General features: G+C 65.2%; 16 protein-coding genes and 1 tRNA gene. 9 read left to right on the forward strand and 8 right to left on the reverse strand.

What is annotated here, in order from left to right; genetic code table 11:
• The first annotated feature begins 255 nt into the window (after positions 1-255).
• Positions 256-1,152, forward strand: coding sequence for a 3-hydroxyisobutyrate dehydrogenase (mmsB, locus tag OXR00_RS10045; protein ID WP_267388104.1), 897 nt, complete (start codon positions 256-258; stop codon positions 1,150-1,152).
• Here mmsB and OXR00_RS10050 read toward each other — a convergent pair.
• Together OXR00_RS10050 and OXR00_RS10055 are read right to left on the reverse strand one after the other, a co-directional pair.
• On the reverse strand, positions 1,149-2,690 hold the full coding sequence (locus OXR00_RS10050; RefSeq protein WP_267388105.1) for a cation:proton antiporter: 1,542 nt from the start codon (positions 2,688-2,690) through the stop codon (positions 1,149-1,151). The genes mmsB and OXR00_RS10050 overlap by 4 nt on opposite strands.
• The gene (locus OXR00_RS10055; protein ID WP_267388199.1) at positions 2,687-2,857 is read right to left on the reverse strand and encodes a DNA-3-methyladenine glycosylase I; all 171 of its coding nucleotides are present in this window, start codon (positions 2,855-2,857) and stop codon (positions 2,687-2,689) included. The genes OXR00_RS10050 and OXR00_RS10055 overlap by 4 nt, the downstream gene beginning before the upstream one ends.
• A gap of 197 nt (positions 2,858-3,054) precedes the next feature.
• Between OXR00_RS10055 and OXR00_RS10060 the strand changes: the two genes are divergently transcribed.
• Complete coding sequence (locus OXR00_RS10060; RefSeq protein WP_267388106.1) at positions 3,055-3,555, forward strand: hemerythrin domain-containing protein; 501 nt, start codon at positions 3,055-3,057, stop codon at positions 3,553-3,555.
• A 25-nt stretch (positions 3,556-3,580) separates the two neighbouring features.
• Here the strand turns inward: OXR00_RS10060 and OXR00_RS10065 are convergent, their stop codons facing one another.
• The 3 genes from OXR00_RS10065 to OXR00_RS10075 all read right to left on the reverse strand — a co-directional run bounded on the left by OXR00_RS10065 (position 3,581) and on the right by OXR00_RS10075 (position 5,236).
• A complete protein-coding gene (locus OXR00_RS10065) occupies positions 3,581-4,120 on the reverse strand; it encodes a hypothetical protein (RefSeq protein WP_267388107.1) in 540 nt (179 codons plus the stop codon).
• Positions 4,121-4,127: 7 nt separating this feature from the next.
• The gene (locus tag OXR00_RS10070) at positions 4,128-4,568 is read right to left on the reverse strand and encodes a hypothetical protein (protein WP_267388108.1); all 441 of its coding nucleotides are present in this window, start codon (positions 4,566-4,568) and stop codon (positions 4,128-4,130) included.
• 176 nt (positions 4,569-4,744) lie between these two features.
• Entirely contained in the window at positions 4,745-5,236 is a 492-nt protein-coding gene (locus tag OXR00_RS10075) for a DUF4142 domain-containing protein (protein ID WP_267388109.1), read from the reverse strand.
• 207 nt (positions 5,237-5,443) lie between these two features.
• Between OXR00_RS10075 and OXR00_RS10080 the strand changes: the two genes are divergently transcribed.
• On the forward strand, positions 5,444-5,830 hold the full coding sequence (locus OXR00_RS10080; protein ID WP_267388110.1) for a hypothetical protein: 387 nt from the start codon (positions 5,444-5,446) through the stop codon (positions 5,828-5,830).
• A gap of 86 nt (positions 5,831-5,916) precedes the next feature.
• Complete coding sequence (locus OXR00_RS10085; protein ID WP_267388111.1) at positions 5,917-7,602, forward strand: glycoside hydrolase family 43 protein; 1,686 nt, start codon at positions 5,917-5,919, stop codon at positions 7,600-7,602.
• Positions 7,603-7,622: 20 nt separating this feature from the next.
• Here OXR00_RS10085 and OXR00_RS10090 read toward each other — a convergent pair.
• Positions 7,623-7,696 (reverse strand) — tRNA-Gly (locus tag OXR00_RS10090).
• A 123-nt stretch (positions 7,697-7,819) separates the two neighbouring features.
• Here OXR00_RS10090 and OXR00_RS10095 point away from each other — a divergent pair.
• From OXR00_RS10095 to OXR00_RS10105, 3 genes are read left to right on the forward strand one after another with little or no spacing between them, the layout of a single operon-like run.
• The gene (locus OXR00_RS10095; protein WP_267388112.1) at positions 7,820-8,326 is read left to right on the forward strand and encodes a 2Fe-2S iron-sulfur cluster-binding protein; all 507 of its coding nucleotides are present in this window, start codon (positions 7,820-7,822) and stop codon (positions 8,324-8,326) included.
• A complete protein-coding gene (locus OXR00_RS10100; protein ID WP_267388113.1) occupies positions 8,323-9,309 on the forward strand; it encodes a xanthine dehydrogenase family protein subunit M in 987 nt (328 codons plus the stop codon). The genes OXR00_RS10095 and OXR00_RS10100 overlap by 4 nt, the downstream gene beginning before the upstream one ends.
• A complete protein-coding gene (locus OXR00_RS10105) occupies positions 9,306-11,639 on the forward strand; it encodes a xanthine dehydrogenase family protein molybdopterin-binding subunit (RefSeq protein WP_267388114.1) in 2,334 nt (777 codons plus the stop codon). Before OXR00_RS10100 ends, OXR00_RS10105 begins: the two co-directional genes overlap by 4 nt.
• Before the next feature lie 42 nt (positions 11,640-11,681).
• Here OXR00_RS10105 and OXR00_RS10110 read toward each other — a convergent pair whose 3' ends face one another.
• Positions 11,682-12,632, reverse strand: coding sequence for a hypothetical protein (locus tag OXR00_RS10110; protein WP_267388115.1), 951 nt, complete (start codon positions 12,630-12,632; stop codon positions 11,682-11,684).
• A 134-nt stretch (positions 12,633-12,766) separates the two neighbouring features.
• Positions 12,767-13,522 (reverse strand): molybdopterin-binding protein, encoded by a 756-nt coding sequence (locus tag OXR00_RS10115; protein WP_267388116.1) that lies wholly within the window; start codon positions 13,520-13,522, stop codon positions 12,767-12,769.
• Positions 13,523-13,586: 64 nt separating this feature from the next.
• Between OXR00_RS10115 and map the strand changes: the two genes are divergently transcribed.
• Together map and OXR00_RS10125 are read left to right on the forward strand one after the other, a co-directional pair.
• Positions 13,587-14,411 (forward strand): type I methionyl aminopeptidase, encoded by an 825-nt coding sequence (gene map / locus OXR00_RS10120; RefSeq protein ID WP_267388200.1) that lies wholly within the window; start codon positions 13,587-13,589, stop codon positions 14,409-14,411.
• A 177-nt stretch (positions 14,412-14,588) separates the two neighbouring features.
• Complete coding sequence (locus OXR00_RS10125) at positions 14,589-14,927, forward strand: P-II family nitrogen regulator (RefSeq protein WP_242149287.1); 339 nt, start codon at positions 14,589-14,591, stop codon at positions 14,925-14,927.
• The last annotated feature ends 113 nt before the right edge of the window (positions 14,928-15,040 follow it).

Here is a 15,040-nt window from a genome sequence, read left to right on the forward strand (position 1 = left end):
GCGGCGTCGCCGGGGGGTTCATCCCGCGTGAGCGGTTTGCCCGCCGGAACGCCAGCCGACAGGCACCTGGTGACGAGCTGCCGAGTGACGCCAGACGCTCCTGCGGACGCTATACATTCACGCAGGCGCGATCGACGCACCGGACACGGTTACGTGCAGCCTCGGCGGAGTAGCGTATCGGCTATGCGTCGTAACGGTGTGGCATCGCGGACAAAGCGCGCCTAATCGTGACACAAATACAATCTGGAGAGAAACATGGTACGGATCGCGTTCATCGGGCTCGGCAACATGGGCGGCGGGATGGCCGCGAACCTCGCGCGGCACGGCCATGACGTACACGCCTTCGATGTCGCGCCGGACGCGCTCGAGCGCGCAGTCGCTTCGGGCTGCGTCGCCGCCCACAATGCTTCCGCCGCCTGCGAGGCTGCCGAGGTCGTTCTGACGATGCTTCCGGCCGGGCAGCATGTCGAGGCGGTGTACAGCGACGGCATATTCACCGCCGCCCCGCCCCAAGCCACCTTGATCGACTGTTCGACCATCGACGTCGCCACCGCCAAACGCGTCGCCGCGGCTGGCGCCGCCGCCGGCTTCGCCATGCTCGACGCGCCGGTGTCGGGCGGTATCGCAGCGGCGGCGGCGGGCACGCTGACGTTCATGGTGGGCGGTACGGACGCGGGCTTCGCAGTCGCGCAGCCATATCTTTCGCAGATGGGCAAGACGGTCGTGCATGCCGGCGCGAGCGGGTCGGGTCAGGCGGCCAAGATCTGCAACAACATGATGCTCGGCGCGGAGATGATCGCCACATGCGAGGCATTCCTGCTTGCCGCCAAGCTAGGGCTCGATCCGCAGAAGTTCTTCGAGATCGCCAGCGTCAGTTCCGGGCAAAGCTGGTCGCTGACCACCTATGCACCGTGGCCTGGCGTCGGCCCGGAGACGCCTGCCGACCGGGGCTATCAAGGCGGGTTCGCGACCGCGCTGATGCTCAAGGATCTACGGCTGGCTGCGGAAGCGGCGGCATCGGTCGGCGCGGCTACCCCGATGGGCGCGCGCGCCATGCAACTCTACGAGGCATTCGCGGCGGACGGGCACGGCGCACGCGACTTCTCGGCGATCCTTACGATGTTGCAGGCGCAGTCGGACAACGAACGCTAACTCTCGTTAAGGCGCCGATCCTCGTCCGCAGTGACGCCGAGTTGCCGCCAGTCGAGATCCTCCTGTAGCTCAAGATACTGGTCGGGGCCGATCGCGTCCGCGTCGCGCAATTCGTCGAGCCGCTTGCGCTGCGCCAGCACCGCCGCCAGCGCCAGCCCGCGGCGGTGCGCGAGCGGCGCCTCGTGCGCGCGATCGTTCAGGCGATTCCGGTGTTCGCGGTAGATCGTGCGGATTTCCTCGGCGGTATCGCCCTCCTCTTCTTCCAACCGAGCCAGCGCGGCCTCGACGAGCGACAACTGCGCGGCATCGCGCTCCCGGTTTGCATCCTCGTGCCGTTCCAGCTTCAGCCAGCGGATCAGCAGCGCCAGCGTCCCGCCTTGCAGCACCAATGTCGCGAGCACCACGGCAAAGGCCGTCAGCACGACGAGATTGCGTTCCGGGAAATTGCCGGGTAGCGCGAAGGCGGTGGCGAGCGTGACCAGCCCGCGCATCCCTGCCCAGCCGATCAGGAATGTCTCACTCCGCGATACCGGCTCCGGCCCACCGGTATGCTTGCAGCGCCACACTGCAACCACGCGGTACAGGAAGGCCAGGGCCAGCCGCGTCGCGATCACCGCCACCACAACCGCGCCGGCAAAACCCAGTGCGCGGGACAGTTGGGGCGCCGACATCGCGCCGACGATGCTGCGCGCCTGCATCCCCATCAGCAGAAAGGCGAGCACGTTCAGCAGGAACACCACCGTCGTCCACACCGCGAAGGAATGGACGCGCATACGCGGTGAATCGCGGACACTGGCATGGGTCGCAATCGTCATCGCGCTGGCGACGGTGGCAAGGACCGGCGAAAGGTGAAGCCGCTCCGCAATCAGCCAGGTGGCGAAGGCATGCACAAACTGGAGCAGCGTTCCGCCTACCGAGTTATCGGCAAGCGGCCGCACGCGCGAGACGAGCAGGCCGTAACCAACGCCGAACGCGATCCCGCCCGGCACCGCCAGACCAAGCCGCAGCGCTGTGGCACCATCGATGCCGCCATGCGCCTGGATGGCGAGCGCGCCACTGAAGAGCAGCAGGGTCGTGGCATCGTTGAACAGGCTTTCGCCCTTGAGCAGCGCGTCCACCCGACGCGCTACCGGCAGGTTGACCAGCACCGCCGTCGTCGCGGCGGCATCGGGCGGCGAAACGATGGCGCCGAGCGTGACGGCGACCACCAGCGGCAACCCGAACCCGGCCGAGCCGATCGCCACCACCACCGCCGTGGTCAACACCACCGCGCCGACCGCGAAGACGATCAGCGGCACCATCAGCCGCCAGGCCGCGCGGAGCGGAAAGTCATAGGCGGAATCGATCAATATCGGCGCGATGAACAGGGCGAGTGCGGTGTGCGGGTCGATCGGGATGTTCGGCGCGGACGGCAGCGCCGCCACCGCACAGCCGGTCGCGGCGAGGATACCGGGATAGGGCAATTGCATCCGCCGCGTGGCTTGCAGCAGCAGCACGGCAACCGCGAGCAGCGCGATGACGCTTTCGAAATAGCTCATATTCGTGTTCGGACCGCGGGAAGACGCAAGCAATCCGGCGCGTGATCGTTGACCACGCCGACCGCCTGCATCCAGGCGTGGACGATCACCCGCCCGACGAACTTGAAGCCGTGCGCCGTCAGCGCCGCCGACAGTCCGGCCTGAACGGCATTATGATGGGCGATCATCGCGGGATCGTCGCCGCACCAGCTACAGCGCGTCATGTCCGTCACTGGCCTGTCGTGTTGCACGGTGTTCGCCAATGGGATGCTCCGTGCGAAATGGATTCGACAATGTAACCCGCGAGTGACGCAGACGGTCCGTCAGGAACGCCCCGCCGCGTTTGCACGTTGACGCAGGCGACGCATGCTACAGGAGACGACACGTGGCTCAGAACGCAATCACGCTGCTCAAGGCCGATCATCGCAAGGTCGAGGATTTGTTCTCCGAATACGAAAGCGCGAAAGGCGCCGCCGCCAAGCGCAAGCTGGCCGAACAGATCTGCCTCGAATTGACCGTGCACACGCAGATCGAGGAAGAGATTTTCTACCCGGCCTGCAAAGGCAAGGTGGAGGGCGACCTGCTTGACGAAAGCTATGTCGAGCATGACGGCGCCAAGGTGCTGATCGCCGAGATCGAGAACGGCAAGCCCAGCGACGCCTATTACGACGCCAAGGTGACGGTGCTCGCCGAGCAGATCAAGCATCACGTCCACGAGGAAGAAGCGTTCCTCAAGGGCCTCTTCGCGCAGGCGCGCCGCACCGATCTTGATCTCGACGCACTCGGCGAGGAGCTTGAGGCGCGCAAGGAAGAACTGGTCGCGGAGTACAAGAAGAAGCTCCCGACGCCCAACGCGCGCACGTTCGAGACGGTAAAGTTGGGCTGACCTGTGCGGGGCTGAGATGGACGCCTCAGCCCCGCCACTCACGAAGCGCCGCCTCATAGCTCTCGCGCTCCGCGTCTATATGCGTTTGCAGGCGGTCCCGCTCGCGTTGCGCTTCTCGTTCGACACGGGCGCGATCTCGCGCAAGATCGCTTTCGCACCGGGTGATCTCCTCTAGCGCATCGCGCTTTTGGCTTTCGGCGTCGGTCAGCGCCTGTTCGGCCGCCTCAAGACATGCGCGCGATGGTTTCGGGCGCGGTGGCGCGGACGGGCGCGGCGACACTTTTGGCGCGGCGGCCTTCGGTACTTTGGTTTTCGGCGGATCGGGGGGAAGTGCTGCAATCTGTTCGGCAGTCGTCCCGCGCGAACGGCGGATGACGACACCCGGCTGTGCCATCGGCTCTTCGATGAGGCCGGGATCGTCGACCTGCTCGGCAATACCGCGTGCGAACAGATTGGCTGTGCTGCCCCACGCCTCTAGCGCCGCCTTCTGACTTGGCGCCGCGACATAAGCGTCGTGAAAGCCGATTGGCGTGCGGTAAACCTTCAGGGCCTGCTTGCGCGCCATAGAACGATCAGCACCGCAGCCTTCTGTCGTTCGCCTTTACCCCGCTCCGCAATGGAGCCAGCGTAGCCGTAGGCAGCGCTGCCAGCGCAGCCATCGCGGCGAGATTGCGCTCAGCCAGGCGCATCCAGTCCTGCGCCCACAGGATCCTGCCGCTCGCCATGTGGCCGAGCGCGCGCGCATTCGCATCGGCCGCGCGGTGTACCGCACCACCGGCAGCAGTGACCGACTCGCCCGAAGCGTTGAACGCGCCGACCTTCTCGCTCACCATGCGGTTCAATTCGACATGGTCGGCGGCGATCGGGTTCTGCATCGCCGCGACGATGGTCGGCAGCCGCGCCGCGATGACACGCTGCGCGCCCATCATCATTTCCACCATGTCGCTGTTCCAGCGGGCGGTGGCGAGCGGCCAACTCCACAAGGTCATCGCATTCTCGGTCACGGAAGGCATGAGGCGTCCTTATGATGCTGTGCCGCGACAACGCCTGATGGTCTCGTCCGCTCCATCCTGAAGACGTCTTGCGCGAAACGAAGGTGCGCTATCCGAACAGCAAAAGGCGGGACGCTCCGGTCGAGAGCGCCCCGCCTATCGTCAGTGCCGTCGCCGCATGCGCGGCAACGTCCGCATCACATGGCGCCGGTGCTCATCGTGCCGAGCATCTCGATATGGTGCTGGATGACCGGAACGATCTTGGCAGCTACCGCCTTCAACGGTGCGGACTTGCCGTTGCTGGCGTAGCCCTGATGCAGCGCAAGCGCCTCCTGATGGGCCATTTTCTGCTGCTTGATATACAGTGCATCGCGCGCCGGGCCACTCGCCTTCTGCAAGGCGGCGATGTCACGTACCTGCTTCGGCATCAGCTTGGGCGGTGTAACCATAATCTGCGCTTCGGCGGCAGCCGCCTTGACGTCGGCCGTGCTCTGCGTGTGGTCCTGAACCATCGTCGTTGCGAAGTCATGGATCTGGGGGTTCTGCGAATCCATCATCAGCTGTGCGGACTGGATCTCGAACAGGTCGCTTGCGCCAGCTTTCATGACATAGGCCGAGTCCGACATCGGTGCGGCCATGACGATGGCGGGCGTTGCGACAAGAGCAAGCGCGGTCAGGGATTTCAGCATCTATAGTCTCCTTAAGATTGGCCGGAAACGACCGGCGAGATCTTGGCAGCGGAGCGTTTGGCGGGGCCGGCAGTTCCGGGAACGCCTCGGATAATCTGCCTGATTGAAATCAAGCTGCGTACAGCGCCCGGAAAACATGCATTCCGACGCCGCAGAGTGCGACCGGCAGGCGCGATCCTGCGTTGAACATGCATAAGGAGATGAAGAATGCCGAAAGACACGATCCCTAACCCACCCAAAGGCGCTGCGATTGCCGATCATGACATCGACGTTCAGGATAGCGCGCTGGGTAATGGCCCCGGCTATTCTGGCCAGGAATACGACAGCCAGCGCCACGCAAGCGTCCGTGCCATGAACGAGAGCACAAGCGAAGGCATGTCGAAACCAGACGATCGCAGCGCCGACACGACCCCGCCCGACAACGGGAAGCGCGCTTCGTTCGACTATGCGACTGGCGCGGTACACGGTAGCGGCGCCGGTGCTGGCGGCGGCAATAGCGGTGAGGACTTCTCAAGCGATGATGCGGGTGGTGACGGTTTCCCGCTCGATCAGGCGATCACCGGTGACGATGAACCCGGCCGGGACAAACAGTAACCCTCCTCGACAGCTTCTGGTGATAGCGTTACCACGTCCTGCATCGACGCCCAAACACACGGCGGGATGCAGGAGAGGCGGGAGCGATGAAAGCGAACATTCCGGTGGCCGTGGCATTAGTCGCCGCCGCCCTTGCAACGCTGACCGCCGCAGCCCCCGTTGCGCAGCCGGGCGGCGCCAAGTTCGATTGGGTCGAATATCGCAACGAGGATGGCGTAGCGCCTCCGGCTGGGCAGTTTCACAACCCGATCCTCGCCGGTTTCTATTCCGACCCGAGCATCGTACGCGTCGGTAGCGATTACTATCTGGTGACCTCGACCTTCTCGTGGTTTCCCGGGATCCCGGTCTTTCACAGCCGCGATCTGATCCACTGGCGGCAGATCGGCAACGCGATCGACCGCACCGGTCCGGGCAAGTCGGCGCAACTCGATTTCGGCAAGCTCGGTATGTCGCGCGGCGTGTTCGCGCCGGCGATCAGCCATCACAACGGTCGCTTCTACATCGTCAACACCTGCGTCGATTGCGGTGGCAACTTCGTCATCACCGCGACCAACCCGGCCGGGCCGTGGTCCGACCCGGTGTGGTTGAAAAGCGTGGAGGGGATCGACCCGGCGCTGTTCTTCGATGAGGACGGCCGCGCCTGGCTGGTCAACAACCGCGCGCCTGCAGGCACCCCCCGCTACGAGGGCCATCGCGCGATCTGGATCGAACAGTTCGATCCGGTCGCCATGAAGATGCTCGGCAACGCGAAGATGATCGTCGATGGCGGTGTCGATCCCGCCGCCAAGCCGGTCTGGATCGAGGGGCCGCACCTCTACAAGGTTGACGGCAAATACTATCTAATGGCGGCGGAGGGCGGCACCAGCGTCAATCACAGCGAGGTGGTGTTCCGCGCCGATACGGTAGATGGGCCGTACCGCCCCGCCCCGCCCGCGATCAACCCGATCCTGACGCAACGCGATCTGCCCGCCGCTCGCTTCGCGCCGATCAGCGCGACCGGCCATGCCGATCTGGTGCAACTGCCGGACGGACGCTGGTGGTCGGTATTCCTCGGTACGCGACCCTATGCGGCAGATTTTTATAATACCGGACGTGAGACGTTCCTGTTGCCGGTTGCGTGGCAAGGCGGGTGGCCGATGATCCTGCCGCGCGGCAAGTCGGTACCGACGACCGTGCCGACACCGCTGCCGGCCACGGACGTGAGCGCGCCACCGCTGACCGGCAGTTTCACCGCGCGTGACGATTTCACCACCCCGCGTCTCGGGCTCGAGTGGATGGCGATGCGTGGTGCGCCGGTGCAGCCCGCAGGCGGTGCGCTGACGCTGACGCCGGGACGCGACGGACTCGGCGATTTCGGGCGGCCAGCGTTCGTCGCCCGACGCCAGCAAAATGCTGACGCCACCATCACTACGGCACTGCGTTTCACGCCACATGAGGGCGAGATGGCCGGTCTCGCCGCGCTACAGAATGACGACTTCTTCCTGACGATCGCGCTCACGCGACATGATGGCCGAGACATGATCCGGGTGGCACGCCGGGCCGGCAAGCAGGACCCGCGCGACGGCGTAACCATTGCCGAGCGCCCGGTGCCTGCGGGCGCAGTACGCCTGCGCATCGCCGCACATGGTGGCCGTTACGATTTTGCTTACGCGCAGGGCGCGCGGTGGGTGCCAGTCGCCACCGGCGTAGACGCCACCAACCTCAGCACCGCCAGCGCGGGCGGATTCGTCGGCACGATGATCGGACCGTTCGCGCAAGGCCGCCGCGACTGAGGGGACCGGTGATGAAAGGTTGGAGCGGGTGAAGGGAATCGAACCCTCGTCGTAAGCTTGGGAAGCTTCTGCTCTGCCATTGAGCTACACCCGCGATACCGCCCGTTTGCCCGGCCCGTGCGCTGCCGTCAATGCGCCTCGGCACCAGATCCATTGCTGGACGTTGCAGCCGTAACGATCGCTCCGCTTCGGTGCGTTCGCACGTTGGGAGGCGTCCGTGTCCATCACCGTTAATGGCCGCGAGGTGGCGGCGCCGACCGATCCGCGCGTCTCGCTGCTCGATTTGTTGCGGGAGGATTTGCACCTGCCGGGTACCAAGAAGGGCTGCAACCAGGGTGCTTGCGGCGCGTGCACGGTGCTGGTCGATGGTGAGCGCATCCTTTCGTGTCTTGCGCTGGCGGTGCAGTTCGAGGGGCGATCGGTGACAACGATCGAGGGGATCGGCACGCCGGGCGTGCTGCATCCGCTGCAACAGGCGTTCGTCGAGCATGACGGCTTTCAGTGCGGCTATTGCACGCCGGGGCAGATCTGCTCGGCAATCGCGATGGTAGAGGAGGTGCGGCGCGGCGTGCCCAGCCATGTCACCGAAGATCTCGGCGCGGAGACGATCGCGCTCAGCCGTGACGAATTGCGCGAACGGATGAGCGGCAACCTTTGCCGCTGCGGCGCACACAACGGCATCGTCGATGCCATCGAGCATGCCTTCGCGGAGGTTGCGGCATGACCCCGTTCCGCTTCGAGCGTGCGGGTGACGTCGCCGAGGCCGTCCGCGCCATCGCCGTGCCGTCCGCCAAGTGCCTTGGCGGCGGCACCAACCTCGTCGATCTGATGCGCGAGACGATCGAACGCCCGGAGGTCCTGGTCGACGTGACTGCGCTCGACCACGCGATCGTCGAGACGGAAGGCGGCGGGCTGAGGATCGGCGCCGCCGCGCGCAACACCGCGGTGGCGGAGCATCGGCTGGTGCGGGATCGCTACCCGGTGTTAACGCGTGCGATCGTCGCCGGGGCAAGCGCGCAGATTCGCAATATGGCGACGGTCGCGGGCAATCTGCTCCAGCGCACGCGCTGCACCTATTTCTACGATACCGAGGGATCGCGCTGTAACAAGCGGGTGCCGGGGCAAGGCTGCGACGCGCGTGAAGGATTTAACCGTATCCATGCTATCCTCGGCGCATCGGAAGCGTGCGTAGCGACGCATCCGTCGGATATGGCGGTGGCGCTGACGGCCCTCGACGCGGTGGTGCATCTACGCAGCGACGCGGGCGAGCGCAGCGTGCCGTTGGCCGAGTTCCACCGGCTGCCGGGTGACCGGCCGGACGTGGAGACGGTGCTCGCGCCCGGCGAGCTTGTCACCGCAATCGAATTGCCACCCCTGCCGTTCGCGGCACATTCAACCTACCGCAAGGTGCGCGACCGGGCGAGTTACGCCTTCGCGCTTGTTTCGGTGGCGGCGGCGATCGCGGTTGAGGACGGGCAGGTCAAGAACGTGCGACTCGCCCTTGGCGGGGTAGCGCACAAACCGTGGCGAGCCTTCGCGGCGGAAGCAGAGTTGTGCGGCAAGCCTGCGACCGCGGCGAGCTTCGCGGCGGCTATCGACGCAGAACTCGCCGGGGCACGCCCGCTAAAGGACAATGGCTTCAAGATCGAGCTTGCACGTCGCGTCACCATAGCGACGCTGACCGAACTGGCAGGAGACCGCGCATGAGCATCCTCGACGACACCAAAGCGGTTGCGCAAGGGCTCGTGCAGAAGGGCATGGCCAAAGCGGTCGCGCTTGCACCCGATAGTTGGATGCCAGGCGGCAAGCCCGATCCGCTGATCGCGCATCAACACGGCCATGTCGGCAAGCCCGTTTCGCGCATCGACGGGCCGCTCAAGGTGGCGGGTGCGGCGCGGTTCGCGGCGGAGGTTCCGCTGGAGGGGCTCGCCTATGCGGCGCTCGCCTACAGCACGATCGCCAAGGGTCGTATCGTTGCGATCGATACCGAGGCGGCGGAAGCCGCAGCCGGCGTGATCGCGGTCATGACGTACCGCAACGCCCCGCGTCTCCAGCCCCCGCCTGCGTTCATGTCGAGCCAGAAGGCCGCCGGTGGCGACACGCTGCCAGTGATGCAGGATGACCGCATCCACTGGAACGGCCAACCGGTCGCACTCGTCCTCGCCGAAACGCAGGAACAGGCGGACCATGCCAAGGCGCTGATCCAGGCGACTTATGCCGAGGAACCCGCACAGACCGACTTCGCCGAGGCGGTCGCACGCGGTACGCAGGTCGCGCAGTTCATGGGTGAGCCGCTCCACAATGCAGTCGGTGATGCCGAGGCGGCACTGGCCGAAGCGTCGGTGAAGGTCGATGCGACCTACCGCACGCCGCGCCACAACCACAATGCAATCGAGCTGCACGGCGTCACCTGCGCGTGGGAGGGCGAGACCCTGCGCATCCACGACGCCTCGCAACTGGTCGCGCATACCGCATGGTCGATCGCGCAGATGTTCGGCATCGCCGAGGAGCAGGTCGTCGTCACGTCCCCGTTCGTCGGCGGCGGATTTGGCGGCAAGTGCCTGTGGCAGCATCAGGCGATCGCGGCGGCGGCGGCGAAGTTCGCCGGCCGACCGGTGCGGCTCGTGCTGTCGCGCGAGGGCGTATACCGTATCGTTGGCGGGCGATCGCTCACCGAGCAACGGGTCGCGCTCGGCGCAGACCTGGACGGCAAGCTGACCGCGCTGATCCATAGTGGCGTAACCGCCAAGACCGCCGCCAACGCGATGCCGGAGCCGTTCATCCTGCCTGCCCGCAGCGTCTATGCCGCCGAGTCCGTGCTGCTGCACGTCGACACGGTGGAGATCGACATGCTCAGCAACACCTTCATGCGCGCGCCGGGCGAGGCGGTCGGTACGTTCGCACTGGAGGTGGCGATGGACGAACTCGCCGAGGCGACAGGGATCGACCCGATCGCGTTGCGCCTGCGCAATGAGCCGGAGAACGACCCGACAACTGGCCTGCCCTTCTCAGCCCGCCACGTCGAGAAGATGTGGCGCGACGGCATGGAGCGGTTCGGCTGGAGCCGACGTGACGCCACGCCGGGCGCGATACGCGACGGCGAATGGCTGGTCGGCATGGGCTGCGCGACCGGAACCTACCCCTATTACCGGATGCCGGGTGGTGCCGCACGGATCACGCTGAACCGCGACGGCCACGCCACCATCGATATCGCCGCGCATGAAATGGGTATGGGCACCGCCACAGCGCAGACGCAGGTCGCGGCGGAACGGCTCGGCTTGGGCATGGCGGACATCACCTTCAACTACGGCGACTCGACGCTGCCCGGCGTGGTGCTAGCGGGCGGATCGCAGCAGACCGCCGCGATCGGCGCATCGGTCATCGCCGCGTACAATGCGCTGGTGGCCGAACTGCTCAAGGCGGCAGGTAATGACTCACCGCTCGCCGGGCTGAAGCCGGACGAGCTCGCCAGCCGTGACGGCGGGCTGTGCAAGGCGGACGAGCCGGAACGCCACGAAAGCTATGCCTCGATCCTGGCACGTGCCGCCCGCGATACGATCTCGGTCATCGCCGAACCGCCGATGCCGCTGGAGACGCAGCACTGGTCAATGCACTCGCACAGCGCTGTGTTCTGCGAAGTGCGCGTCAACACCGTGACCGGCGAGCCACGCGTTACCCGCATTCTCGGATCGTTCGACTGCGGGCGCATCCTCAACCCCAAGACCGCGCGCAGCCAGTTTCGTGGCGGCATCATCATGGGGCTCGGCCTCGCGCTGATGGAGGAAACGCAGTTCGACGAACGCAACGGACGGGTGATGAACCCCAGTCTCGCCGAATATCATGTGCCGGTGCAGATGGACGTGCCGGAGATCGACGTGATCTGGACCGACATCGCTGACCCGCATACGCCGATGGGGGCGCACGGCATTGGTGAGATCGGCATCACCGGCACGGCGGCGGCGATAGTGAACGCGATCTACAATGCGACTGGTAAGCGGGTGCGTGATTTGCCGATCACGCTCGATAAGCTGTTGTAGCAGCACGCACGCCAGTGGCGGATTTCGGGAATTAGCCGCGTTTCAGCTTTTCGACGACGCACGGTCCGAAGCTGATGTCGGCTGAGGGAGGTAACCCGTCCTGATGAGAAAGGCACGGAGAGCATCGGGGAAGGTTTCACGGCCGCCCGGTGGGCAGCGGCCATTTACTTGTGCGGCAACCGGAACACTACAGGGCTGCCCCCACTGCTGATCGCGCTGGTAGTGCTTCAGCATCGCAGCCCAGGCTTCGTTGAAGCGCCCGGCTCGCGCGGCATCCGCTACATAAGCGGCGCAGGCACCATTTCTATCTGAAGCCTTCGACAGGCATATCGGCGCGAGCCTCGCCATATCCTTGGCAAACACCGGACGCAGCGCCGGATCGCGGCTTTCATCGACGACTTTGCCATCTTTTACCGCCAACAGTCTAGGTGGACGAGGCGTGCAGGCGTTGCAGCCGAAAGCCGAGTCGAACGCACCATCTTCCAGTTTAAGGTCGACGATGCCATCCCCAGACACGTCCCTCGGAAAATCCGCCAACTCCCCCTCAAGAACTGATCCGTGGTGTTGACCCACGTCGACAGCACGGTAGCCATCCTCCTCGGGGATCAGCACTTGAGCCGTCAGGTTGCCACCCGAGCCGCCGGACTGGCTTTCTATGATAACGCCCGAACGGGCATCGTTGCGGCTGAACCGCACCACTGCGATGCGGGCGTAGGAACCTTGCGGGTCCGTAGTCACCGTCAACGATGCCGAGCGCGGACCAGTCACGGTTACCGCAGCTTGGTTATTGAATCCCTCGAAGCCACAGGTACTCTCCCCGATCGGTCGGGCAGGACACGGCAAAGCCTCTACATGCACCTTCACCCCGTCTGAAACAAAGTCGGTGGCTATTCGGCTCGACCCAAACCAGGTCTGAAATTTGCCGAGTGGCACCTCTGCTGGCGCAGCGCCGATCAACAGGCAAACCACCGCCAGCATCAAACCGCGCATCATGCCTGCACATCCTGACATAACCAGATGCCACACGATGCATCGACACGATCGTGGCTGCAACGTGGAACGGCAATGCCGCTCGATTGTGTCCGGAGTTGGACGAACGCGGACGTGCCGCCCGCAGCGTACGACCGCTAAATTCCGCCGGCTACCACCGCCACGCCCAGCGCCTCCAACTGCGCCGTCAACTCCGCAAGACACGCATCCACCACCGCCCGGTCGGTTGCCCGCGCCACGAAGTTCGCGCCGGTCCGCCCGTCGCGGAAGAACGGGTAGCTGCCGATCGACACGCCCGCGAACGCGCGTTCGGTCTTTGCGAGCAGCTCGGCGATCTCGCTTTCCGCGACCCACGCGCCGATCGTGCCGGACACCACCGGGCGGCCACCCTCCAGCGTGCCGGTCAGCGCGTCGAGCATGCCGGCGGTGATGTGCGGCACCCCCGCCATCACGTAGATGTTCTCGATATGGATGCCGGGCGCGCCGGACATGCGGTTCTCGATCAGCCCCGCCCCTTCTGGCACGCGTGCCATGCGCTTGCGCGTGTCGGTCAGGCCGCCGCGCGTTTCGTAATAGGCGTCCAGCGTCGCCACCGCATCCGGATGATACACCACGTCCACGCCCAAAGCCGCCGCGATCGCATCGACGGTGATGTCGTCGTGTGTCGGGCCGATGCCACCGGTGGTGAACAGGTAATCGTTGCGGGCCCGCAGCGCATTGACCGCCTCGACGATCGCGTCGGTCTTGTCGGGCACGACCCGCACTTCGGCGAGGCGGATGCCCTGCACGTTCAGCCAACTCGCCAGTTGGGCGATGTTCTTGTCCTGCGTGCGGCCGGACAGGATTTCATCGCCGATCACCGCCAGTGCGGCCGTCCAGATGCGCTCGTTCATGGCAACCGGCATAGCCGCCCGCTGCGATCTCGCAAAGCCTGCGATGCATTGCTATATCGCCCCGATGACCGACTATATCACCGTTACGCCCGAAACCGACACCGGCCGCACCGGCGCGATCAAGCTGCATGGCCCCGAAGCCTTCGAAGGCATGCGCCGCGCCGGGCAACTCGCCGCCGCCATGCTCGACATGATCGTGCCGCACATGGTGCCGGGCGTCACCACTGCGGAAATCGACGATCTGGTCCGCACCTTCACGCTCGATCATGGCGCGGTGCCGGCGACGCTCGGCTATCGCGGCTATACGCATTCGAGCTGCATCTCGATCAACCACGTAGTCTGCCATGGTATCCCCAGCGAGAAAACCCTGAAATCGGGCGATATCGTCAATGTCGACGTGACGCCGCTGCTCGACGGCTGGCATGGCGACAGCAGCCGGATGTATCTGATCGGCGATGTGCCGATCAAGGCGAAGCGACTGGTCGACGTAACCTACGAATGCCTGATGCTCGGTATCGCACAGGCCAAGCCCGGCAACTTTTTGGGCGATGTCGGCCATGTCATCCAGCGCCATGCCGAGAGCCATCGCTACGGCGTGGTACGCGATTTCTGCGGGCATGGTGTCGGACGCATGTTCCACGATGCGCCAGAGGTGGTGCATGTCGGCCGGCCGGGTACTGGCCCCGAGCTCAAGCCAGGCATGATCTTCACGATCGAACCGATGATCAACATCGGCCGCCCCGACGTGAAGCTGCTCGACGACGGCTGGACGGCGGTGACGCGCGACCGTTCGCTGTCCGCGCAGTTCGAACATTCGATCGGCATTACCGAGGATGGTTGCGAGATCTTCACCGGCAGCCCCGGCGGGTTCGATCGCCCGCCGTACTGATGGCCCCTTGCCCGCTGCCGTAAAATGCGGCAGCGGCGCACCGGCTGCGTGCGCGTTAGGCATTTGGTAATGTCATTGCTGGCGTATTTTCGGCCTTCCCCGGCAGGGCGGCGAGTGGCACGTTTGTTGTAAGGCACGGCGCAAGTGTCGTGCGTACGAGAGACCGGGGGCGTTTGCGTGAAGAAGATCGAAGCGATCATCAAGCCGTTCAAGCTGGACGAGGTTAAGGAGGCGCTGCACGAAGTCGGCGTATCGGGCATCACCGTGACCGAGGCAAAGGGCTTTGGGCGGCAGAAGGGCCATACCGAACTGTATCGCGGCGCCGAATACGTCGTCGATTTTCTGCCCAAGGTGAAGCTGGAGGTCGTGGTCGAGGATGGCATCGCCGACCGCGTGGTCGAGGCGATCGCCGCCGCCGCGCAGACCGGCCGCATCGGCGACGGCAAGATCTTCGTCATCCCGGTCGAAACGGTGCTGCGCATCCGCACCGGCGAGCGCAATGAGGACGCGATCTGACGATCGGCGTTTGACGCATCGCAGCATAGTGTGACAGGCAACGCTCCTCCGGGAGCAACATTGATTCTCCGGCACCAGCCGGATCTTTAAGAGAACCAGAAAGGTTGGGGCAT

It is taken from the genome of Sphingomonas sp. GC_Shp_3 (assembly GCF_026540945.1).
In the GTDB taxonomy this organism is placed as follows: domain Bacteria; phylum Pseudomonadota; class Alphaproteobacteria; order Sphingomonadales; family Sphingomonadaceae; genus Sphingomonas.